Source organism: Tianxiuia mixotrophica (assembly GCF_050596425.1).
Classification (GTDB): Bacteria; Bacillota; Clostridia; order Peptostreptococcales; family Acidaminobacteraceae.
In genome coordinates, this window is the sequence record NZ_CP192292.1 from 90,076 (window position 1) to 110,546 (window position 20,471).

Annotated in this window: 24 protein-coding genes; 13 read left to right on the forward strand and 11 right to left on the reverse strand. The window is 41.4% G+C overall.

Features of this window, described 5'->3' with window-relative positions; translation table 11 throughout:
* Positions 1–77: 77 nt before the first annotated feature.
* Both ACQ4KW_RS00420 and ACQ4KW_RS00425 read left to right on the forward strand, forming a co-directional pair.
* Entirely contained in the window at positions 78–533 is a 456-nt protein-coding gene (locus ACQ4KW_RS00420) for a DUF6323 family protein (protein ID WP_430884582.1), read from the forward strand.
* The gene (locus tag ACQ4KW_RS00425; RefSeq protein ID WP_430884583.1) at positions 514–1,467 is read left to right on the forward strand and encodes a DUF6179 domain-containing protein; all 954 of its coding nucleotides are present in this window, start codon (positions 514–516) and stop codon (positions 1,465–1,467) included. The genes ACQ4KW_RS00420 and ACQ4KW_RS00425 overlap by 20 nt, the downstream gene beginning before the upstream one ends.
* A 41-nt stretch (positions 1,468–1,508) precedes the next feature.
* On the opposite strand, the gene ACQ4KW_RS00430 is transcribed toward ACQ4KW_RS00425, so the two are convergent.
* Together ACQ4KW_RS00430 and ACQ4KW_RS00435 are read right to left on the reverse strand one after the other, a co-directional pair.
* Positions 1,509–2,888 carry a diguanylate cyclase gene (locus tag ACQ4KW_RS00430; protein ID WP_430884584.1) on the reverse strand — a complete coding sequence of 460 codons (1,380 nt, stop codon included), beginning with the start codon at positions 2,886–2,888 and terminating at the stop codon, positions 1,509–1,511.
* Positions 2,889–2,899: 11 nt separating this feature from the next.
* Entirely contained in the window at positions 2,900–3,742 is an 843-nt protein-coding gene (locus tag ACQ4KW_RS00435) for a tetratricopeptide repeat protein (RefSeq protein WP_430884585.1), read from the reverse strand.
* Positions 3,743–3,867: 125 nt separating this feature from the next.
* Here ACQ4KW_RS00435 and ACQ4KW_RS00440 point away from each other — a divergent pair, with 125 nt between their 5' ends.
* Positions 3,868–4,380, forward strand: a complete 513-nt coding sequence (locus ACQ4KW_RS00440; protein WP_430884586.1) for a SixA phosphatase family protein — start codon at positions 3,868–3,870, stop codon at positions 4,378–4,380.
* A gap of 122 nt (positions 4,381–4,502) precedes the next feature.
* On the opposite strand, the gene ACQ4KW_RS00445 is transcribed toward ACQ4KW_RS00440, so the two are convergent.
* From ACQ4KW_RS00445 to ACQ4KW_RS00455, 3 genes are all read right to left on the reverse strand, one after another.
* Positions 4,503–5,054 (reverse strand): NADH peroxidase, encoded by a 552-nt coding sequence (locus tag ACQ4KW_RS00445; protein WP_430884587.1) that lies wholly within the window; start codon positions 5,052–5,054, stop codon positions 4,503–4,505.
* A 276-nt stretch (positions 5,055–5,330) separates the two neighbouring features.
* The gene (gene hydF / locus ACQ4KW_RS00450; RefSeq protein WP_430884588.1) at positions 5,331–6,575 is read right to left on the reverse strand and encodes a [FeFe] hydrogenase H-cluster maturation GTPase HydF; all 1,245 of its coding nucleotides are present in this window, start codon (positions 6,573–6,575) and stop codon (positions 5,331–5,333) included.
* Between the two features lie 39 nt (positions 6,576–6,614).
* Entirely contained in the window at positions 6,615–8,015 is a 1,401-nt protein-coding gene (locus ACQ4KW_RS00455) for an aspartate ammonia-lyase (protein ID WP_430884589.1), read from the reverse strand.
* A 364-nt stretch (positions 8,016–8,379) separates the two neighbouring features.
* On the opposite strand from ACQ4KW_RS00455, the gene ACQ4KW_RS00460 reads away from it, so the two are divergent.
* The 5 genes from ACQ4KW_RS00460 to ACQ4KW_RS00480 all read left to right on the forward strand — a co-directional run bounded on the left by ACQ4KW_RS00460 (position 8,380) and on the right by ACQ4KW_RS00480 (position 11,151).
* Positions 8,380–9,021 (forward strand): HAD family hydrolase, encoded by a 642-nt coding sequence (locus ACQ4KW_RS00460; protein WP_430884590.1) that lies wholly within the window; start codon positions 8,380–8,382, stop codon positions 9,019–9,021.
* Between the two features lie 13 nt (positions 9,022–9,034).
* The gene (locus ACQ4KW_RS00465; protein WP_430884591.1) at positions 9,035–10,150 is read left to right on the forward strand and encodes a DUF362 domain-containing protein; all 1,116 of its coding nucleotides are present in this window, start codon (positions 9,035–9,037) and stop codon (positions 10,148–10,150) included.
* A gap of 92 nt (positions 10,151–10,242) precedes the next feature.
* Entirely contained in the window at positions 10,243–10,392 is a 150-nt protein-coding gene (locus ACQ4KW_RS00470; protein WP_430884592.1) for a hypothetical protein, read from the forward strand.
* 30 nt (positions 10,393–10,422) lie between these two features.
* A complete protein-coding gene (locus ACQ4KW_RS00475) occupies positions 10,423–10,599 on the forward strand; it encodes a hypothetical protein (protein WP_430884593.1) in 177 nt (58 codons plus the stop codon).
* Positions 10,600–10,917: 318 nt separating this feature from the next.
* On the forward strand, positions 10,918–11,151 hold the full coding sequence (locus ACQ4KW_RS00480) for a NifU family protein (RefSeq protein ID WP_430884594.1): 234 nt from the start codon (positions 10,918–10,920) through the stop codon (positions 11,149–11,151).
* Positions 11,152–11,281: 130 nt separating this feature from the next.
* Here the strand turns inward: ACQ4KW_RS00480 and ACQ4KW_RS00485 are convergent, their stop codons facing one another.
* Entirely contained in the window at positions 11,282–11,974 is a 693-nt protein-coding gene (locus ACQ4KW_RS00485) for a DUF4386 domain-containing protein (RefSeq protein ID WP_430884595.1), read from the reverse strand.
* Between the two features lie 183 nt (positions 11,975–12,157).
* Between ACQ4KW_RS00485 and ACQ4KW_RS00490 the strand changes: the two genes are divergently transcribed.
* From ACQ4KW_RS00490 to ACQ4KW_RS00500, 3 genes are all read left to right on the forward strand, one after another.
* On the forward strand, positions 12,158–12,583 hold the full coding sequence (locus tag ACQ4KW_RS00490; protein WP_430884596.1) for a universal stress protein: 426 nt from the start codon (positions 12,158–12,160) through the stop codon (positions 12,581–12,583).
* A gap of 225 nt (positions 12,584–12,808) precedes the next feature.
* Positions 12,809–13,444 carry a GyrI-like domain-containing protein gene (locus ACQ4KW_RS00495; RefSeq protein WP_430884597.1) on the forward strand — a complete coding sequence of 212 codons (636 nt, stop codon included), beginning with the start codon at positions 12,809–12,811 and terminating at the stop codon, positions 13,442–13,444.
* A gap of 53 nt (positions 13,445–13,497) precedes the next feature.
* Positions 13,498–14,298 carry a MerR family transcriptional regulator gene (locus ACQ4KW_RS00500; RefSeq protein WP_430884598.1) on the forward strand — a complete coding sequence of 267 codons (801 nt, stop codon included), beginning with the start codon at positions 13,498–13,500 and terminating at the stop codon, positions 14,296–14,298.
* Positions 14,299–14,426: 128 nt separating this feature from the next.
* Here the strand turns inward: ACQ4KW_RS00500 and msrA are convergent, their stop codons facing one another.
* The 4 genes from msrA to ACQ4KW_RS00520 form a co-directional block, all read right to left on the reverse strand.
* Positions 14,427–14,903 (reverse strand): peptide-methionine (S)-S-oxide reductase MsrA, encoded by a 477-nt coding sequence (msrA, locus tag ACQ4KW_RS00505; RefSeq protein WP_430884599.1) that lies wholly within the window; start codon positions 14,901–14,903, stop codon positions 14,427–14,429.
* A 224-nt stretch (positions 14,904–15,127) separates the two neighbouring features.
* The gene (locus ACQ4KW_RS00510; RefSeq protein ID WP_430884600.1) at positions 15,128–15,556 is read right to left on the reverse strand and encodes a universal stress protein; all 429 of its coding nucleotides are present in this window, start codon (positions 15,554–15,556) and stop codon (positions 15,128–15,130) included.
* Between the two features lie 69 nt (positions 15,557–15,625).
* Positions 15,626–16,303 (reverse strand): uracil-DNA glycosylase, encoded by a 678-nt coding sequence (locus tag ACQ4KW_RS00515; RefSeq protein WP_430884601.1) that lies wholly within the window; start codon positions 16,301–16,303, stop codon positions 15,626–15,628.
* Positions 16,304–16,305: 2 nt separating this feature from the next.
* Entirely contained in the window at positions 16,306–17,199 is an 894-nt protein-coding gene (locus ACQ4KW_RS00520) for a LysR family transcriptional regulator (RefSeq protein ID WP_430884602.1), read from the reverse strand.
* 169 nt (positions 17,200–17,368) lie between these two features.
* On the opposite strand from ACQ4KW_RS00520, the gene ACQ4KW_RS00525 reads away from it, so the two are divergent.
* On the forward strand, positions 17,369–17,512 hold the full coding sequence (locus tag ACQ4KW_RS00525) for a hypothetical protein (protein WP_430884603.1): 144 nt from the start codon (positions 17,369–17,371) through the stop codon (positions 17,510–17,512).
* A 121-nt stretch (positions 17,513–17,633) separates the two neighbouring features.
* On the opposite strand, the gene ACQ4KW_RS00530 is transcribed toward ACQ4KW_RS00525, so the two are convergent.
* Entirely contained in the window at positions 17,634–19,670 is a 2,037-nt protein-coding gene (locus tag ACQ4KW_RS00530) for a methyl-accepting chemotaxis protein (RefSeq protein ID WP_430884604.1), read from the reverse strand.
* Between the two features lie 299 nt (positions 19,671–19,969).
* Here ACQ4KW_RS00530 and ACQ4KW_RS00535 point away from each other — a divergent pair, with 299 nt between their 5' ends.
* Positions 19,970–20,113 carry a hypothetical protein gene (locus tag ACQ4KW_RS00535; RefSeq protein WP_430884605.1) on the forward strand — a complete coding sequence of 48 codons (144 nt, stop codon included), beginning with the start codon at positions 19,970–19,972 and terminating at the stop codon, positions 20,111–20,113.
* The last annotated feature ends 358 nt before the right edge of the window (positions 20,114–20,471 follow it).

Below are 20,471 nucleotides of genomic sequence, written 5' to 3' on the forward strand. Positions count from 1 at the left end.
TTAAATTTAATAATAACATACAAATACTTATTTGTCAATAGTTAATTTTATTTTAACGAAAAAAAGGGGGCTTTTATATGAATGGAATTGAGTTTTTTGAGCATGGCTTGGGTAGAAAAGGGATTGATTTAGAAAAAGTGAATGAGGAAATTTCTAGATATGGTCTCGTATTATCTCAAAATCAAGTGGTTGTGCTTGAAAGTGAAAGTGATCAAATATTAGAGAAATACGGTCGAATTTCCATGAATCAAGATGTTCTTGAAGAAATTCTTAAAAGATTCAGCGATTCCCCCTTTATACAGTCCGATGAGTTCATAGAAATTGTTTTGGAAATTTATGAAATCTTTCACTATGTGAAAAAAGAATTGGATGACAGGATTTTTGATGAAGAGCTTATAGACTTCCTGTATGAGAGCTTTAATGGTGTTTGTAAGGGATCAATAGAGTATTTAGGTGAAAAAGTGGCCTATGATTTCATTCAGAATTTTGAACCGGTTATGAGGGGGGCTCTTGATGAATTTTCTCGAAAATAAAGCTGAAGAAAAGGGGTTCTTTGGATGTATTCAAAAGGAAATTTCCCGAGGACGAATATCAATGAAACACATTAAAGCGTTGAATCAAGACATTGCAATAGAGTTGGAAAAACAGTTCTTAGATTACACCGGGTCACAGTCGACCAGCCTTTCTAATGAAAGAATGGAACAGGTCGTTAGATCATGGTTCTATGTACTGGACTTATATATGGATACTTTTTTAAATGAGGATTTTATTGATGAAATTCTTGAGAAAAGGGTGAAGACCATATATGAGGATGCATATGCCTATATACAAATTTACATCCAGGAAACGAAGTATTTATATAGGGACATAGAAGCCGTTCGCATACCAATAGACAATCATGTATATGAAGACACTTTCACACGGGCCGTTCCAGATTTTTTTTCGAACTATAACTTTAAATATGATGCTGAAAGTCTCGTTTCAGATATTGATTATCCCTTGATTTTTGACTTTATGGATACAAAAGGCATCAGATACATTCGATCTTACCTGGAAACTTTTAAAGTTGAAAACGAGGCTTGTCTCTATTTTCAACCTTCACAAGTGTATTCTGTATTAAAGGATTATAGCTTAAAAAGTAGAGTGCCCCTAAAAGATCTGCCGACAAACCATTTTGAACCCATCATTCAAACGCATTTTTTTAAAACATTTGTAAGTGACCTGAGTGACAAATTGGTGCTTACACAAGAGGAGTACGATGAAATCTCGGCCATGTTCTACAATATGTGTGCTGATGAAATTGTTGAGACACTGCAGGCTATGCATAAAATATACACATCAAAGACCCTATACTGGGACAGTCCAGTTCGTGACTACGTGAATAGATTTATAAGGGAAAAATGTCCATTTTGGGCTGGTGCCATAGAGACAAAAAGATTAAAGAATTTAGTGGCAGTGGAAAATTAAAGCACATTTGCTAAGAAAACAGGCAAATGTGCTTTAAGTGGCTAAGCTCGATCCTCAAGTGACAGAGGACTGATATTGCTGGCAATGCAGTTACGCCCCATGTCTTTGGCCGTATAAAGGGCTTGGTCCGAAAGCTGGACAACCCTTTCAAGACTCATATCCATTGTAGGGATGTTGGAATATATGCCTAGGGTAATGGAAATCAGCTCGGAAATTGTGGAATATGCGTGTTCAATTTGTTCGAGTTCCACGTTTGCCCGCATGGTTTCTGCCACAAGCAGTGCCCCATCAAGATCCGTGTTTGGTAAAACGGCAACGAATTCATCGCCACCATAGCGTGCGACCAGGTCCGTCTTGCGCTTGAGGCTCTTTTCAAGAAGCTGTGCAACTTTTGACAGGCATGTATCCCCTGCTATATGGCCGTAGTTGTCGTTGTATTCCTTGAACTTATCAATATCGATCAAAATCACAGATAGGGGTTCTTCTTCTCTTATAGACCGATTTAGCTCTCTTGTGAGCGTATCTATAAAATACCGCCGGTTAGGAATCTTCGTTAGGACGTCCATGTAAGTCATTTCTCTAAGTTGTTTATTGACGGACTCCAGATTCTTTTGAGCCATCTTACGTTGTGCGATCTCACTGGCAAGCTGCTCTGACTCTTGTCCATTTCGAATGGCAATGGCTGTATAAGAAGCCAGGGTGTTGAGCATGTCTAGGTGGTGCTTGGTATAGGCATTTCTATCATAGGACTGGGCGGTAATGGTTCCAATGATTCGTCCTTCAACAAGTAGGGGCACATAAAGGATGGACTGTGACATGCGTCCTTTCCTGTGGAGCATGGGGTCCTCTTTATAATTGGTGTATTCATTCAAATAATCATTTATGAGAATGTCACTTCTATTTCTAATACAGTAGGCGCTCAGGCTGTTCTTATCATCAATATGCGCATTTTTAAAGCCGATTCTTTTACCAGAAGACATAAACATCGGGTATGTAATAAGTTTTGTCTTTTTATCGTAAAGAGAAATACCAAAAAAAGTGGCATCCATAAGGGTGTTGACATTGTTGTATATTTTTCTGAAGACCTCTTCGAGATCAAGGGTGGATGTGATGTCGCGCCCGATTTCTGAAATGGTGGCAATTGTGTTGTAGAGGGTCTGAAGTTCATTATTTTTTGAGCTAAGCTCTACATTTTTCAACCTGAAAATTTCTTTTTCATGCTGGGCCTGTTCAATTTTAAACTGGGAACGGATATGATGAAGCCGTTCTTCTAAGGCTTCCTTTTGGGACTGAATATCCATGTCGTGATATTTCTTATAATATGTCAGAGCCTTTTCGTACTGCTTTTGCATTTCATATATCTTGGCAAGCAAGGACTGGGCTATGGCCGTATTGTTGCTGGCGTTTAGTTCTAAAGACAAGTCCAAAAGTTTTAGACACTTGCTTTCAGCCGCTGAAAAGTTTTTTTCTTAATTAGGAGCTTGGTGTAAGCGATCCCTGTGCGCAAGTAGTTGTACTGGTCACCAGTTTCTTTTTCAATGGCCTCGGCATCCTTGTAATAGTCTTCTGCTTGATCCAGCTCACCCTTTAATGTGAGTATGTCAGCCATTAGAAATAGGACGTGGGCCTCTCCAAGCTTGTCGTGATCTTTTCGAAAAACATCAAGGGCATCATGGACGCGCTTGGTGGCGACATCATAGTTGCCAGCCTTCATGGCGAGTTCCCCTAAATTGAGGTAGCCAATCCCTATGCCGTTGGCTTGATTGGTTGCCAGGGCAATACGCAGACCCTTTTCGTAGTATTCCTTGGCCTGCTCATTGGCATCAAGCCGGTTGTATATTTCACCTATATTATTGTGAAGCGAGCTTTCCGCCCGGGTGTTGTGTGATATTTTTGCAAGGCGCAGGCCATCCCTATAATACTCTAGAGCCTGGTCAAGATTGTCCATATGGAGGTTGACATTGCCGAGTAAATTATAGGCTTCTGCTTGATAGGCCTTGTTTTCTAAAGCTTCTGACTGTTCAAGGAGTTCGGTGCCTCCAAATAAGGCCTCTTCAAAATGACCCATGTGCCATGATGCTCGTCCTTTTAAATAAAGGGCACGCAAATAGACGACGGGCATTTGTTCAGAGTTGATTTCACGACAGATGTCGTATGCAATATCATAGGCCTGTTTTGGGTCAGTGTACTGTAATTTTTGTGCCGCATCGAGGCGGCTCGAGAGTGGATCAGGCATAGAAATATCATTGTTTTTTGAAATTTCGCTCAGTTTCATGCAAACGCCCCCTTTATGTAAAATTCATAATGAATCCAAGTCAATTTTAACACAATTGTGGTAAAATCGCTAAAAAAGAGGCTTGGCTTGGTCTTTCGGGTATGTATGAATTACGAGGAGGGTGGATGATGAAACGTATTTATATAATGAGACACGGAAAAGCTGTTTGGAATGCTGAATTGTACGAGGATTTTGATCGTCCGCTGAAGAAACGGGGCCACAAGGCATCGTCATTCATGGGGAGTTTGCTGGCTGTACACCAGGAGATTCCGGACATTATTTTATCATCGTCAGCGGTGCGGGCTGTGGAAACAACAAAAGACTTTTTAAAGGCCCTGGGGCATATGATCCCCGTTGTATATGATGAAACCTTGTATATGACATCAGTTGACCACACCGTAAATATGATAAGAGACTTGAATGATGAGGATGAGTCAGTTATGGTTATAGGTCACAATCCGACCTGGGAAAACGTGATTGCCTATTTAATTGCATCAGAAGGCTTTAACATATACCTGCCCACTGGGGGGATTGTGTGTATTGATGTAAATATTGATGAATGGTCGGAACTGGGACCCGGGCGTGCTTCGCTTAAGTGGTTTTTAGTGCCTAAGCTCTTTATGAAAAAGCATGTTTAGGTCAATATAAAATTATATTAGAAAAGCTCTGATGACAGTGTCATCAGAGCTTTTTTATATGATGGATTTTGGGGGTCCATCATACATAGACTTTAAAGCATGTAGGTATGCTATGTCTTTAATTATTCACCGAAGTATCTGTTTAGTAGACCTTCGAATGCAGCGCCGTGGCGTGCTTCATCTTTACACATTTCATGCACTGTGTCATGGATTGCGTCAAGGTTAAGCTCTTTAGCACGCTTAGCTAGAGCCAGCTTGCCTTCCGTTGCGCCTTGCTCAGCGTCAGCACGTAGTTCAAGGTTCTTCTTAGTTGATTCATTTACAACTTCACCTAGAAGTTCCGCAAACTTAGCAGCATGTTCAGCTTCTTCAAATGCAATGCGCTTGTATGCTTCAGCCACTTCTGGGAATCCTTCACGATCAGCTTGACGGCTCATAGCCAGGTACATACCAACTTCTGTACATTCGCCCATGAAGTTGTCACGTAGACCTTGAACGATTTCCTCATCAACGCCTTTAGCCACACCGATGAAGTGTTGGTCAGCCCAAACACGCTTAGCGCCAGCCACTAGTTCTTTAAACTTTTCAGCAGGTACATTACACTGTGGGCACTTTTCTGGTGCTGCATCGCCTTCGTGTGTGTAACCGCATACAGTACAGACAAACTTTTTCATAATTTTTTCCTCCATGTAAGTAAGAATATTAATATCATCATTTTGTCCCAGCCGTGAGCCTTCATGGATTGTCAGCAATTTGAGCTTATGAAAGACTCTAATAAAGAAAGACTCTTTAAAAGATAAGGGCGAGGACAAGATTTGTATATGTGAATCGTTTGTAACGAATACAATCTTGCAACCGCTACAAACATAGTTTACAAAATTAAGGTGACCTTGTCAACAAAAATACTGGAAAAAAATCACTGATAATGATTATCAGTGATTTCAGGCTTTCTACATGTTTTCTTGGTCTTCTTCCCAAAGGAGTTTAGCCATAGGGAAGGGCTCAATAGCCCGGTCAATAATACCCTGTACATGGGCTATTAGGACGCCATAATTGACAATAGGCACACCGAAATGTTTGGCTTGATTGATGCGGTAATGCATGGCTGTCTTGTTAAGCATGCAGGCTCCGCAGTGAACAATCAAGCTGTAGCGTTCGATGTCTTCTGTGAATTGAGTGCCTGATGTGTATTCAAAATCAATCTGCTTGCCTGTCATTTGACGAATCCAGCGCGGAATTTTTACCCGTCCGATATCATCAGCTTGTCTATGGTGTGTACAGCCTTCAGAGACGAGTACTTTATCTCCATCCTTTAAAGAGCGAATGGCTTTAGCCCCTGCAATGAGTTCATTCAAATCCCCTTTATGACGGGCGAAGAGAATGGAGAAGGATGTGAGAGGAATATCTTTTGGTGTATCAGCCGACACCTTTAAGAAGGCTTGGGAATCCGTCACAACAAGTTTTGGCTTTGTGCCGAGTTTTTCCAGTGTTTCTTTCAGTTCATGCTCTTTTGTCACAACCGCAATGGCGTCGCTTTCGAGAATGTCGCGGATGGTTTGCTGCTGAGGTAAGATGAGCCTGCCTTTTGGAGCGGCCTTATCTATAGGTGTGACAAGAACAACAAGATCGCCAGGCTGAATCAGGTCCCCAATAATTCGAAACTTATCCTCGTCTTCGGGCAGACTAGAAGCGATGGCTTTTTTTAAAGACTGTATGCCCTTACCGTTTGCCGCTGAAACTGGGAGAACGGGGACTTTGTACTTTTCTTTAAGGGCTTCAATGTCTTCCTCAGTTGACTGGGCTTCGTCTTGTTTGTTTAGAACAATAATTTGGGGGATGTTCTTTTCCCGTATGAGATCAAGGATAAACTGGTCGTCTTCTGTCACCCCTTGGCTGGCATCAATGACAACAAGGGCCACATCTGTTTTAGATAGAACCTCAATGGTTTTTTTCTTTCTGAGTTCACCCAGTTCTCCGAAATCATCGAGTCCGGCAGTATCAATAATAACCGTAGGGCCGATTGGCAGAATTTCCATAGACTTGTACACAGGGTCAGTTGTTGTGCCTTTCACATCGGATACAATGGCGATTTCCTGATCTGTGATGGCATTTATAACACTTGATTTTCCAGCATTACGTCTGCCAAATAAAGCAATGTGAACACGATTGCCCCGAGGGGTCGCATTTAAGCTCATAGTCTTTCTCCTTAAAATACAAATGGTCCGTCCTAATTTCTACTTACCGGGGATGCCCGGATTTGTAATTTGGAATGGGTTGAGTATATTATCAAGTGCCTCACTGCTTAGGCAGCCATCTTCAAGGACAACCTGTCGGATGGATTTTCCTTCGCGAAGGGCAATTTTTGCAATTTGTGAAGATTTATCATAACCCACATGGTGGACAAGGGCTGTGACAAGGGCTGTGGAATTTTCCAGGTGTTTTTGTGTGTTGTCTTTATTAACGGTGATGCCTTCAATGCATTTTTCCCGAAAGGCTGTTACGCCATTTGTCAGGATTTCAAGAGACTCCAGAAGGCTTTCGGCAATGAGGGGAACAAAGGCATTGAGTTCTAGTTGTCCACTCATGGCCGCTTGGGTGATGGCAAAATCATTGGCCATGACACGCATAGAGACTTGTCCCATCATTTCAGCCATAACGGGGTTGACCTTGCCTGGCATGATTGTTGATCCAGCTTGTACGGGTGGAAGGTTGAGTTCTCCCAGTCCCCCTCTTGGACCAGATCCCAGCAGGCGCAGGTCGCCTGATATTTTTACAAGGTTGACCGCAGCGCTTTTTAAAAGACCACTGACCTCTGTGAAGACATCCATGTTCTGAGTCACATCAATGGGAAATTCACTTCTTGCAAGACCAAGCCCCGTCATGTCTTGGAGCAGGTCTGTCATTAGGAAGATGAACTTATGGCTGGCATTCATGCCTGTTCCAATGGCTGTCCCGCCTATATTGATCTGGCGCAGGCGCTCTTCTACCTTGTAAATTCGCCACCGGTCCCTGGCAATGGCCTTGGACCAGGCGCCAAATTCCTGACCAACCATCATGGGCAGGGCGTCCATCATTTGTGTTCTACCCAGCTTTAATATATCTGCAAATTCATTTTCTTTAATTTGAAGGGCCTCTTGCAGGTTCGCAAAGGCGTCTGCTGTGTTTCTCAGTTCTCGAATGGCTGCAATCCGAAGCGCTGTGGGGTAAACATCATTCGTGGACTGGGACATGTTCACATCATTTAGGGGGTGGACCAAGTCATAGTCTCCCTTTTGCCCCTCTAAAATCTCAATGGCCCTATTGGCGATGACTTCATTGACGTTCATATTGGTTGACGTGCCCGCACCGCCCTGCAGGGGATCAACCACAAATTGATCGGATAGATCACCGGCAAGAACTTCATCGCAAGCCGTCATAATGGCCTTTGCCTTGTCCTTATCCAGTTGTTTTAAATGCATGTTGGCCATGGCAGCGGCCTTTTTGATGAGGACCATACCATGAATGAGTTTCATGTTGACGGTTCTTCCAGTTATATTAAAGTTTTCAAGGGCTCTTGCGGTGTTTATACCGTAGTAAGCCTTATTAGAAATTTTCTTTGTCCCGAGCATGTCGGTTTCGGTTCTATAGGTTGTCATTGGTCACCTCAATAGCATCTTGTCAGTTGTCCTGATGAATGTATCAGTATGCGCTTTTTAAGTACGCATGACAATAATATATCAAACTTTGCTGGGATTCAATTTTCAAATTCGTAATGATCCCCAGAGCTTATCTTATTGTAACATTAGAATTGTCCATTTTTAAGGTGAAATATTTCAACAAGTCTATGTGAAATTTTACGATTGTCGGCGTATAATGATATAAGAATGAAAAAATGAATCTGGACCATATGTTGTGATTGGTTCCTATTAGGGGTAAACTGTCAATGGAGCGCCATAAATATAATTGATTGACAGAGATCTCAATATTGCCCCAGTGGGGATTCTAATTTAAGGAGGCACAATGATTACTCACGTACTTTTTGATTTTGATGGCACCTTGATGGATACAAACGACCTGATTGTGGAAGCCTTAAGGGCGTCTGCGTTAAAATTTCGAGGCAAAGACATTGAAGAGGATGAACTTCAAAAGATACTAGGCAAGCCGCTCATGGTTCAAATGACCGAACTTGATCCTGAACATGCTGAAGAAATGGACGCATATTACAGAACCTATTACAGGGCAAGACGAGATGCGTATACCAAAGAGTTTGATGGTATACGAGAAATGTTAGATACCTTGCTTGAAATGGGTCTAAAAATGGGTATTGTCTCAAACAAGGGCACATCTGGCATAGAACATGGTCTAACAAGCTTTGACCTGCACAAGTACTTTAACTCAACGGTCTCTGCAGATGATGTTATTAAAAGAAAGCCGGACCCGGAAGGGATTTTTAAAGCCCTCAAGGTCCTTGATGGCAAGCCGGAAAACACACTTTTCATAGGGGATAGCGCCCATGATATTGAAAGCGGTAAAAATGCAGGTGCTAAGACAGTTCTAGTGGGATGGACCATACTGGACAGAAAACGATTAATGGAAAGTTGTCCTGACCACCTTGTCGAAACGCCGGCTGAAATAGTTGATATAGTAAAGTCACTCATGTAAACGGAGGGGTAATATGTCAAGCAAAGTGTATATGATCGATTTAAGTGCAAGAAGCCATAAGGAAAACAAGATGGCCAAACTGCAAAAGCTTTTTGACGCAGTTGGTATGGGAGACTGTATCAAGGAAAAAGACTTAACGGCCGTCAAGATTCACTTTGGAGAAGTGGGGTCTGACGCCTTCATACAACCAATTTTCGTTAAGCCAATTGTTGATAAGGTCAAAGAAGCGGGAGGCAATCCCTTCCTGACAGACACCAATACCCTCTATGCAGGCATGCGTCACAATGCAGTTGACCACCTGAATACCGCAGCAGCTCACGGCTTTGTTCCTTCTGTTGTTGGTGCGCCTGTGGTGATTGCTGATGGGTTAAGAGGCGATAACTATAATAATGTGGAGATCAATCAAAAGCATTTTAAAGAAGTGAAAATTGCTGGGGATATTGAACGTGCCAACAGCATGATCGTCATGAGCCACTTTAAGGGCCATGAAATGGCTGGCTTTGGTGGTGCGGTTAAGAACCTTGCTATGGGATGCGCGCCGTCGCTCGGAAAGAAAGACCAGCATTCCACACGACCATTCGTAAAAGCAAAACACTGTGTGACCTGTGGTCGCTGTCATGAAATTTGTCCGGTGGAGGCCATTTCCTATGTTGACGAAAAGGCTTTTATCGACCAGGATGTCTGTATTGGCTGTGGAGACTGTTTGGCAGTCTGTCCAACCAAGGCTGTCGTGCTTAACTGGAAGACAGAACTGGTGGATTTCATGGAAAGAATGACTGAGTATGCTCTTGGTGCTGTTAAGAACAAGACTGGGCGCGTGGCCTACATAAACTTCTTAATGCGGGTAACACCTGACTGTGACTGTTGTGCATGGTCGGATGCCCCACTTGTTAAGGACATTGGTATTTTAGCTTCAGATGACCCAGTTGCCATTGATCAGGCCTGTAAAGACCTTGTTAATGCCCAAAGACCTCTTCCTGAAACCCGTCTAACAAAAGAGCATGGGTCAGACCATGAATATGGCGATGTTTTCAAGGCTGTTCACCCTCATACCTTAGGTGACATACAGCTGGACTACGGCCAGGAAATTGGTCTTGGATCAAAAGACTATGAACTCATAAAGCTTTAGGGAAAAGCCTTGGTTTAGACCTGGACGTCTGTGGTAGATATGACATATAAATAGTATACATTTCGTGATGACTTTGAACATGGATGATATTTATGGATGATATTTTTACCAAGACAAAGTGGTCCTTAAGACAGTGGGTGAATAAAGTGGATTATGTAAAGTTAGATGAAGCGGTTGTGAACCATTTAAAAAAGAGTGGATCGCGTGTTTTAACCTTAAGGCTCAAGAAGGGGCAGGGTTGATGCCAAGGCGTTGGTCTACCGGCGGTAGAAATGAAAGTGCCAGGCGCACTTGAAGATTTTAATCATTATAAACATGAAGACATTGATATTTATATTGATAAGAATGTAAGGACAAAAAATGGTCTGATTTATTTTAAGTTGGATAAACTTTTGATGTTTAAAAAAATTATTGCCCAGGGACTGGATATCGATATGGAGCGGACTTGATCGGGTTGAATCTGAATCAAGTATATTAAAAGTAAATGATTTTCAAAAGTGTATAAAAAAACTCAATAGTTAATTTATTGACAATCCTAAGCAGCCAGAGTAGAATACACTTGAAAAACCATACAGGTGTAAAATACGTTTGTAATATTACTGTGTAAGATCTCTTTTGAAAAATCAAATTAGATTCCATTTCGTATAGTGAGCGACTTGCAAAATATTATCCAAGAATCAAAAATTCTATATTATATATGGTATGGCGAGACTATGGGTTTGTGATTTTGCAAGGGCCTGATAGAAAGTTCAACGGAGGAAATAATAATGGCTAATATAAGCAGTGCATTAGTGGAAGAAAAGCTTGAACGCGTACGTCCAATGCTACAAAGAGACGGTGGCGATGTGAAGCTTGTAGACGTAACCGAAGACGGTGTTGTAAAGGTTCAACTTCAGGGCGCTTGTAGCGGATGTCCTGGGGCAACAATGACACTGAAAAACCTGATCGAACAATTTCTAATGCAGGAAATTCCTGAAGTGAAAGAAGTTGTGGGTGTATAATTGAAATTGATCCCGACCAGACTCTAGGGCTAGAGCTTGGTCGGGATTTTTTAATTTTTGATTGAGTTAAAACGCATCATATTTGAGAAGGCCTAGTTGGGGTGTCAACCTTTTAGAGGCTCTCTCTAAACTAGAGCGATTTCCCCTTAACAAGTAACCATAGACCAAAACCAACTTCGCCAATGAGCATGGGTAGGCTGAGTCCGATTTCAAGCATACTTGTGACCCGCTCAAGAGACGGCAGGAAGTTTTCAAGACCGTGGACCACCATATAACTCAGGCCTGCAATAACAAGCAAGGCGGAGAGGGTCCTAGGAATATGCGGTGTCTTTTTCGCAGCAAAACCCGTGGCAATGAGATGGGCACCAAAGACAATAAGGCCCAGGGACCAGATGGTTTCGAACTGAACAAAGCGATTGTAAATCAGGTCTGCAGAAGTTGATGATAGGGACTGAACTTGGATTGACGTGAGTTGAAGTAGGGCAAAACCGAGCATAGCTGTATAAATGAGACGAAGGATCGCGCTGAGGGTGGCCAATTTTCTGGCAGAAGCTTTAAGATAGGTATAAAAGCCCCAGGCAACTATGATGTCTAGAATAATTATAAATCCCCAAGCGGCAATTTCTTCACGAAGCAGTTGGGAGGTATTTATAAGATTAGATCGGGTTAAAGCGGGATCACCGACTGCAAACAGGGTGTCATGGGCATAGCCAAAGGCGAAGAATGCAGTAAACATCATTACTATAAGAGAAATGCCTGAAATAAGACCAGACCAGTAACGGTCTTTTTTTGTGTTTTCATTGAGCGTGCGTGTATTAGTCATGAGAAACCTCCTAATTGACGATATAATTTTTTCTGCGGTGTTTGTTATAGTCTTAGACTACTGCTATTTCTTTCGACATGCATTGACTTAAGTCAATGATCTAGATATTTCCTTTAAAAGTCTGTGACTTCCTGTGTGTATAATTCTTTTTACGGGTAATACATAAATGAAGGAGGGATCGGGATGAAAAAAATTCTGGTACCAGTCGACGGAATGGAGACTTGTGAAAAAACATTTGAAACAGCCAAGAGTCTTGCAGAGAAATTTGGATCAGAGCTGGTGGTTCTTTATGTGAAACCAGTGGTAGATCCTCTGAGCCATCCAAGCTATCTTGCACTTGAAGAGCATAGTGATGTCCATATAGAAGACATCGCTAAAACCATTGCCAAAAAGGCGGCAGAAAAACTAGAAGGCGACGGAAGAAGTGTTTATGCCATTGTGGAAAATGGTGATCCGGCATCAACAATTATTGATGTGGCATCTAAAGAAAATTGCGACATGATTGTTATGTGTACACATGGTATGGGCGCAGTTAAGAGATTTTTCCTCGGTAGCGTGACCAACAAGGTTGTTCATCATGCTGAAGTGCCTGTTTTGGTGGTTCGTTAACTGTTTTTGTGGTTCATTAATAAGAAATTGAGGATTTGGTGAATAAAAAAGGTTAAGGTTATAGTTTTATAACGAGAAAACGAATAGCGGGGAGCCACTGGCTTCCCGTTTATTATGTTTAAAAGGCACACTCGCATAGAAATAATAGATTTTAGTCTTGACTCTCCCCTATGGTGTAGGGTTTATAGTTAAGTAAAGACAATCGTAAGCATGAAGGAGGTCCTTATGCCAGAAAAAGTAGACTTTAAAAAGAAAGATAAGCATATTTACAAACCCTCATCTAAAAAGCCAGCCCTTATTGACATAGAGGCTTTAAATTATTTGATGATTGATGGGACAGGGGCACCTGATGGGGAAGCCTTTCAAAAGGCCGTTAAAGCCCTGTACAAGATTGCATACACAATACGGATGTCCCATAAGAAGGGCCTGGAACCAGAGGACTACTACGAATTTGTGGTAGCCCCCCTAGAAGGGATTTGGGACGTTGTAGAGGGCACAGAATATGATCCGAGTGACAAGACAAATTTTAAGTGGACCCTCATGATTCGGCAACCAGAATTTGTGACTCAGACCTTTTTTGAAAAAATGAAAGAGCTTGCAATCAGTAAGGACGACAATGAATTTCTCTCATCTGTTCGACTGGAGAATCAAAAGGATGGATTGTCCTGCCACATGACCCATATAGGCCCCTTTGATGATGAACCGGCAAGCTTTGAAATTATGGAAAAATGGGCCCAGGAAAATGGCTATAGGAGGATTTCTAAAACCCACAGGGAAATATATTTGAGTGACTTTAATAAAACGGCACCGGAAAAGTTAAAAACAGTTTTACGCTTTAAGGTGGAACCAGTGAATAAATAAGATTGAAATTCATATTTTGTTTGTGGATCAGTGAATCAGATGAGGAGGCAGGCGTGTATCAAATAGGTGCATTTTCAAAAATGGCAGGGATGTCTGTAAAGACTTTGCGGTATTATCATGAAATTGGGCTGCTTGAACCGGCAGAAATTGATGCGTCAACTGGATACAGATATTATACGGCATCAGAGTTCATAAGGGCTGAGAGGATACAGTTTTTAAAGGGACTCCAGTTTTCCTTGCCCGAAATCGCAGAGGTTCTTGACCACCTGGAAGATGAAAGCGACCTACAAGCCTACCTCAAGGAGAAAAAAGATCAGCTTGAGCTTCAGATTCGAGAGTTAAGGAAGGTTCAAGGATCTATACAGACGCACCTAGATCAGGAGGATAAATTTATGCGTGAAAGAGAGTATGATTTTGAGATAAAAGAAATACCTGAGCAGTTGGTGGTAAGTCTTCGATACAAAGGGCGCTATGATGAAATGGGAACCTATATTGGAAAGCTCTTTAAAGCGGCAGGGGCAAGCGCTTCTGGTCATGTTTTCGCACTCTATTATGATGAAAGCTATATGGAAGACGGAGCGGATATTGAAGTGTGTCTTCCGGTTAAAAAAGCCATCGATAAAAAGGGTGTCACTTCAAGAATTATCCCAGGATCAAGGTGTCTTGTTACAAGACATATTGGTCCATACGAAGCTTTAAATTATGCCTATAAGGCCATGCAGGATGCTCTCAACGAAAAGGGACTTAAAGCCATTCAACCGACAAGAGAAGTGTATGAAAAAGGACCAGGCATGCTTCTTAAGGGCAACCCTGACAAGTACCGGACTTTGATTATGTTCCCTCTGGAAGGATAGGCAATAAGACGAGCGTAGCTTACAAAAGATAAATATTGACCCATAAAGAAACCCCAGTGGAAGAAATCCGTGAGATTTTCCACTGGGGTTTTTTAGCGTTTATAGTGGTGTTTTGATTCTGAAGAATCTTATGCATTCAAATTAATGTGGCAATAGCCGTTCGGGTTCTTCTTAAGATAGTCTTGGTGGTATTCTTCAGCTTTGTAGTAAGCCTTGAGAGGTTCTACCTCTGTAACGATCAGGTCTGAGTATTTTGGCTTTTGTTTGTCTATATAGGCATTAATAAGAGCTTGGTCTTCTGGGTGAGTAAAATAGATGCCATTACGGTACTGGTCTCCAATGTCTGGCCCCTGTCTATTCCAAGCAGTTGGATCAACGATTCTAAAGAATCTCTCTAGAAGGTCTTCAAGGGAGATGATTTCTGGATCATATTTCACTTTGACCACTTCAGCATGTCCCGTCAGGTGTGAGCAAACATCTTCATAGGTTGGATTTTCAGTTTTACCGTTGGCATATCCGACTTCTGTTTCTAAGACGCCATCTAGTTGGGCATAATAGGCCTGTACCCCCCAAAAACAGCCGCCAGCAATGACGATGGTTTTCATGTAATCAACTCCTTGACTGATCTGATTATAAGTTACTTTCCTCTTTGATTGTACGCCTACGGCCCCTAAAAGTCAAAAGTATACCGAAAAAGTATACAAAAAATTTACAGGTTCACTTCTAGTGGTTTCCTTTATTGTGTTTAACGTGTTTAAATTATTTTTTAGTGGATTGATTAATAATCATAGGCAAAATAATACTCCGAAATCATTCGGAGTATAGGTCACTATCTGACGATCAAGACAGGTATGTGGGCATGGTGAACCACCTTATTTGTTACAGATCCAAGAAGGAATCGTTTCATGGTGCCCATACCGTGGGTGCACATGATTATTAAATCACATTCATTTTTTTCGGCCACGTCTATAATCGTTGCAGCAGGATTACCAGCCTCGCTTATTGTCTCAATTTCAAAAGAAACATCTCCAAGAAGCGTCTTTGATCTTTTTAAGATTTCCTCAGATTGCTTTTCTATCGAGTAAGCATTTTCAAGAGGGTAGGCTGGATAGTTATTATATTCTGTCATCATAGGTAGACCATACACGTTAAGGAGCACGATCTTTGAGCCATAGGCTTCCCCAAAGGTTTTAATGTAGTCCATAATATTGGAACATGAATCTGATCCATCAATAGGAACGAGTATTTTTTTATACATTCAATAACACCTCCCTATTTACTATCTACCCTGAGATACATAGAAATATCGAGAGATTTAAAACCGAATCTAAATGTTTTCAATCTGCCAGTCAATGGGCTGAAAATCCATGCTTTCAAGAAGCGCGTTGGTTTTTGAGAAATGCTTAGAACCAAAGAAGCCTCTATGGGCGGATAGGGGACTCGGATGAGGTGCAGTGAGTATATGGTGGTGGGCGTTTGTAATCAATTCGGCTTTCTTTTGAGCAGGACGGCCCCATAGGAGGAAAACGACCGGGTCTTGGCGGTCATTGAGTAGACCAATCACATGATCTGTGAAGCACTCCCAACCCATATTTTTATGGGAATGGGCCAGGCCCGCCCGTACGGTTAAAACAGTATTAAGGAGCATAACACCCTGTTTGGCCCACTTTACCAAATAGCCATTGTTAGGAATGAAGCAGTTTAGGTCTGTTTGAAGCTCCTTGTAGATATTGACTAGGGAAGGGGGTGTTTTAACGCCCGGTTTGACAGAAAAACAAAGGCCATGTGCCTGTCCAGGTCCGTGGTAGGGATCCTGGCCAATTATAACAACTCGAACATCCTTGTAGGCTGTTAAGTGCATGGCATTAAAAATGTCACTCTTGTCAGGATAGATGGTGTGGTTCTCATATTCACTCACCAAGAATCCCCTAAGCTTTTTATAGTAATCTTTCTCAAATTCTGGCTGTAAAAGTTCAGCCCAGTCGTTGTTAAACTTTGCGCCCATAATTAAGCCTCCTCAATATTATAAATGTCTCTGTTGGTTGCCATGTCTATAAATGCCTGCAGGGCAGGAGAGGGGTAGCGGTTCCTGTGATAGGCCATTTGTGCAAGGACTTTTTCATCTCCAGCCAGGGTGACGCTATCTGCCACAAGTAGCCCCAAACTGATCTCGTCTTGAACGGTCATTTTAGGTAGGAAGGTGACCCCCATACCGTGAATAACAGACTGCTTTACGAGTTCAAGACTCCAGGCTTCCAGGGAATTCTCAAATTTAGTGCCCCGTTCACTGAGGTAATCCTCAAAAATATGGCGGAAGGTTCCACCCTTTCTTGTGTGGATAATGCGAGACACCCTTTCGTTTTGTGCATCACGCCGAGCAATATAATCTGGTGAAGCGACAAAAACCATGTCCACTTCAGCCATAACGAATACATTGAGTTCAGGGGCCTGGATGTGCTTATCTATAACAAAAATAATGTCGGCTTCCCCTGTGTAAAGCTTTGGCTCAAGTTCTCGGTAAGAGGCGTTAATCAGAACGATCTCCACTTCGGGGTAGGCGTTTGAATAGGCCTGAAAAAGGGGGCCGAGTTTATACAGGGCAATGGACTCCTCTGTTCCAATGCGAATTGTACCTTGGGGAGACTGTCCAAAGCCAGACAATGATTCAATTTTTTTATAAGTGTTGAGCAGTTGATCCACTTGCTTTTCAAGTTGCTTGCCCAGGTCAGTTAGAATAACCTGTCGGCCTATTCGGTCAAAGACCTGGCCAGACAGGTAGTCTTCAATGGCCTGAATGTGTGCTGTAATAGTGGACTGGGCATAGCCAAGCTCCTCGCTGGCCTTTGTGAAACTACCCGTTTCAATTATTTTTTTAAATGTGATGAAGTTGCGAATTTCCATGGGAACCTCCTCTATCGCTTATAATCATTATATCGAAAAAAATGAATGATTTCATCGCTTATTTCAATTTTACAAATGGGTTGCCTAGGCGTATAGTGTAAGTATAAAGAAGATAAATGATACTTGTTATCATTCAACCGATACAATTAAGAAAATTGGAGGCGAGATTATGGCTATTCTAAATCGTATTTTTGGACGAGAAAACATCAAAGATGTTCAAAGAGAGCACAAGGCACTTCAGGCTGATGAAGCGGTAAAAGCATACATTGAGAATCAGCGTATCGCTGCAGCAGACACACGAATTTTACTATAACCCCTCAAAATAGACCCCAAAAAGTTACACCACACCCCCCTAAAGTGGTGTAGCATATATAACATAATTTTAAAAGCCTGCTTTTCAGCAGGCTTTTAGTCTTTTTTGAGAGATGTGTCTTTTACACACTAAACTGTTCTAATATTTCATGAAGGTGTTCAGCAAGTTCATTAAGCTGTTTGGCTTCATTGGCTAAGTTGTCCATAATAGCCAGTTGCTGTTCTGTAGAAGCGCTCATTTCTTCCATGGAAGCAGATGTTTCTTCTGAGGAAGCGGATACACTTTCTATAAATGCAACAACGTCGTCCTTACTTCGTCTCATAGATTCAGCAGCGGTTTTCGACCCTTCTGATATTTCGAATAAGACGTTAAGATTTTCAAGGATTTCACTGAATATATCAGCGGTTTCGTTGACTATATCCACATTTTTCATAACGATTTTTTCAGAGCTGTCCGTTTGTTCAACGGCCACTCGAGACTTGTCTTGAATGCCAACAATCTTTTCTCTGATTTCTTCGGTGGCTTCGTTTGTTTGCTCTGCAAGCTGTCTAATTTCATCAGCAACAACGGCAAATCCACGACCCGCCTCGCCTGCACGTGCAGCTTCTATAGAAGCGTTAAGGGCCAGCAGGTTGGTTTGTTCAGATATGGAGTTGATCATGTCAACAATTGTAGATATTTCATTGGATGCTGAGTCCATTTCCTGAACAATTTCTTTAATTGTTTTAACTGATTTTTGATTTTCAAGTGACTTTTCATTGAGGGCTTCAAGGGTTTGTGACCCTTTATTGGAAAGTTCGTGAACATCTTCTGTCTTGTTGAAGATTTCTTCTGTTTTTTCAACAATGCCTTCAATTTCACCTGAAAGGGTGTGCATGACATGAACGCTCCGTTCGGTTTCATTGGCTTGGTCTGTTGTGCCATTGGCCGCATCATTGATGGCACGGCTGACATCATCAAGAGCTTGTTTTGATTCATTTGAAATTGTAACCATAGTCCGTGAAGATTTTTGAACATTATCTGATGAACTCAAGGCATCATGAATAACATTTCGAAGCTTGGTTGCAACAGTGTTATAGGTTTCTCCAATGAGGCCGATTTCATCATGACTTTGGAAATTGATCTTTTGTGTTAAATCCCCATCTGAAAAAGCGTTCATTGTGTCAACGAGTCTCGGTATGTGTCTCAAAACTCTAGATGTTGAAACATAAACAGCAACCATGAGTATGAGGATTGTCATAATGAAGAGAACTGTATTCAATAGCACAAAAGCATTTATTTCATTTTGAGTTTCAGCTTTTGGTACCATGGTGCCTACAGACCACTTGCTCGAAGCAATTGGTGAATAGGCGAAGTATTTGGTCACATTTTCATATGTGTATTCACTAATACCCGACTTGCCCTCAACCATTTCTCCGGCGAATTCTCCCAGAGTGCCTTCCATTTCTGTCAAGTTTGTTTCCATGATTTGTGTTTCATCAGGGTGGTATACGACAGTGCCATCAGAAGCAATTAGAATAGCATAGCCTTCATCACCAATTTTAATAGATTCCATAATTGCAGATACTTCTGTTAGATAAAGGTCAATACCAACATTGCCTATAATGGATCCACCTTCTTTTATAGGATACACTATGGAAATAACAAGATCACCTGTTACAGCATCAACATAGGGTGGTGTGAATGTGAGGCCGTCTTCCTCAACCATTTGTCCATACCACGGTCGACCGGTGATGTTAAAGTCCTCTGGTTGGAAGTAAGTTGGGTCATTAATGACAATATCGCTTGCGGCATTTATGCCTAACCAAGCCAGACCCACATTGCTGTCCGTTGACTGGATGTCATCCAGAATAGCTGCAACATCATTAATCTTGGTGTAGTTGCGTTTGCCAGTGCGTGATTTAACGTCCTTAATCATGTCAACCAAGTCAGGATTTTTAGACATTTGAAGAACCAGCATACCGTACTGCGAGAATTGACTGTTGAGATCTTTTGCTATGATTTGAGCGTCTTTGCTGAGTTCAACCTGAGCCCCCATTTCCAGTTCAGATCCAACACGGGTGTTGATGACAAATCCAATAACCGAAAAGACAATTAATGTAACTATGAAGGTTATTGAAATAAGCCGAAACTTAATACTACTTGTTAGTTTATTCATTGTATCCCTCCTCAACTTTATTAATACCCATAAAGGATCCATAGAAATGTTAATTTTCTAAACATTTAAGCGGAAGAACTGTGTATTTTAACCGATAGTCGTAAGATAGAAGGCTTTGAAATCGTTTTCCGATATAGTGTATCGGTTCAAAAGTTTCACATCGGAAAAATCGATGGATTATATCGTTATTTTCAATTTTACAAATAGGTTGGATGGGGGTATATTATAGGTGTAAAGAAAATAATTGATAGTCGTTATCAATTATAAACTATTATTGATCAAGAACTGGAGGCAAGATTATGGCTATTTTTAATCGAATCTTTGGTAGAAATACAATCAACGTAGAAGACAAAGAATATAGATCATTACAAGCAAACGAAGCGGTTAAGCAATACATTGAAAGTCAACGTATGGCAGCTTCAGACACAAGAATTCTTCTATAAAAAAAGCATTTTTTAAGACGTTAATACGAAGTACTTTAACATAAAATGATTGTACTACCCCCCTTATCAAGCAAATAAGACGCAAACAAAACACCGCACCCCCTAGCGGTGTTTTGTTATGTGATCAAGAAGCTAATATGGAGTGATCCATAGCCCGACATAATGGTTTTCACACAAAAAAAGAATTATGAAAATCGGGATGGTTAATTCATGATGAGCTGAAGATATGACCCCAAAGGGTCCCTGTCTTCAGCTCTTGCTTTTGTGTAGAGAGATCTGCATAGAAAGATAATGTATGGCCCCTGTTTTACACAAAATAATTTTCGAGGCACGAAATATATGAAAATCGTTGAAGTTT

Coding starts and splice junctions, on each gene's coding strand:
- ACQ4KW_RS00535 (WP_430884605.1), top strand. CDS start 19,970: ATGGCTATTTTTAATCGAATCTTTGGTAGAAATACAATCAACGTAGAA.
- ACQ4KW_RS00480 (WP_430884594.1), top strand. CDS start 10,918: ATGGCTAATATAAGCAGTGCATTAGTGGAAGAAAAGCTTGAACGCGTA.
- ACQ4KW_RS00490 (WP_430884596.1), top strand. CDS start 12,158: ATGAAAAAAATTCTGGTACCAGTCGACGGAATGGAGACTTGTGAAAAA.
- ACQ4KW_RS00470 (WP_430884592.1), top strand. CDS start 10,243: ATGGATGATATTTTTACCAAGACAAAGTGGTCCTTAAGACAGTGGGTG.
- ACQ4KW_RS00525 (WP_430884603.1), top strand. CDS start 17,369: ATGGCTATTCTAAATCGTATTTTTGGACGAGAAAACATCAAAGATGTT.
- ACQ4KW_RS00435 (WP_430884585.1), bottom strand. CDS start 3,742: ATGAAACTGAGCGAAATTTCAAAAAACAATGATATTTCTATGCCTGAT.
- ACQ4KW_RS00515 (WP_430884601.1), bottom strand. CDS start 16,303: ATGGGCGCAAAGTTTAACAACGACTGGGCTGAACTTTTACAGCCAGAA.
- ACQ4KW_RS00445 (WP_430884587.1), bottom strand. CDS start 5,054: ATGAAAAAGTTTGTCTGTACTGTATGCGGTTACACACACGAAGGCGAT.
- msrA (WP_430884599.1), bottom strand. CDS start 14,903: ATGAAAACCATCGTCATTGCTGGCGGCTGTTTTTGGGGGGTACAGGCC.
- ACQ4KW_RS00420 (WP_430884582.1), top strand. CDS start 78: ATGAATGGAATTGAGTTTTTTGAGCATGGCTTGGGTAGAAAAGGGATT.
- ACQ4KW_RS00440 (WP_430884586.1), top strand. CDS start 3,868: ATGATGAAACGTATTTATATAATGAGACACGGAAAAGCTGTTTGGAAT.
- ACQ4KW_RS00495 (WP_430884597.1), top strand. CDS start 12,809: ATGCCAGAAAAAGTAGACTTTAAAAAGAAAGATAAGCATATTTACAAA.
- ACQ4KW_RS00455 (WP_430884589.1), bottom strand. CDS start 8,015: ATGACAACCTATAGAACCGAAACCGACATGCTCGGGACAAAGAAAATT.
- ACQ4KW_RS00520 (WP_430884602.1), bottom strand. CDS start 17,199: ATGGAAATTCGCAACTTCATCACATTTAAAAAAATAATTGAAACGGGT.
- ACQ4KW_RS00510 (WP_430884600.1), bottom strand. CDS start 15,556: ATGTATAAAAAAATACTCGTTCCTATTGATGGATCAGATTCATGTTCC.
- ACQ4KW_RS00530 (WP_430884604.1), bottom strand. CDS start 19,670: ATGAATAAACTAACAAGTAGTATTAAGTTTCGGCTTATTTCAATAACC.
- ACQ4KW_RS00425 (WP_430884583.1), top strand. CDS start 514: ATGAATTTTCTCGAAAATAAAGCTGAAGAAAAGGGGTTCTTTGGATGT.
- ACQ4KW_RS00485 (WP_430884595.1), bottom strand. CDS start 11,974: ATGACTAATACACGCACGCTCAATGAAAACACAAAAAAAGACCGTTAC.
- hydF (WP_430884588.1), bottom strand. CDS start 6,575: ATGAGCTTAAATGCGACCCCTCGGGGCAATCGTGTTCACATTGCTTTA.
- ACQ4KW_RS00460 (WP_430884590.1), top strand. CDS start 8,380: ATGATTACTCACGTACTTTTTGATTTTGATGGCACCTTGATGGATACA.
- ACQ4KW_RS00465 (WP_430884591.1), top strand. CDS start 9,035: ATGTCAAGCAAAGTGTATATGATCGATTTAAGTGCAAGAAGCCATAAG.
- ACQ4KW_RS00475 (WP_430884593.1), top strand. CDS start 10,423: ATGAAAGTGCCAGGCGCACTTGAAGATTTTAATCATTATAAACATGAA.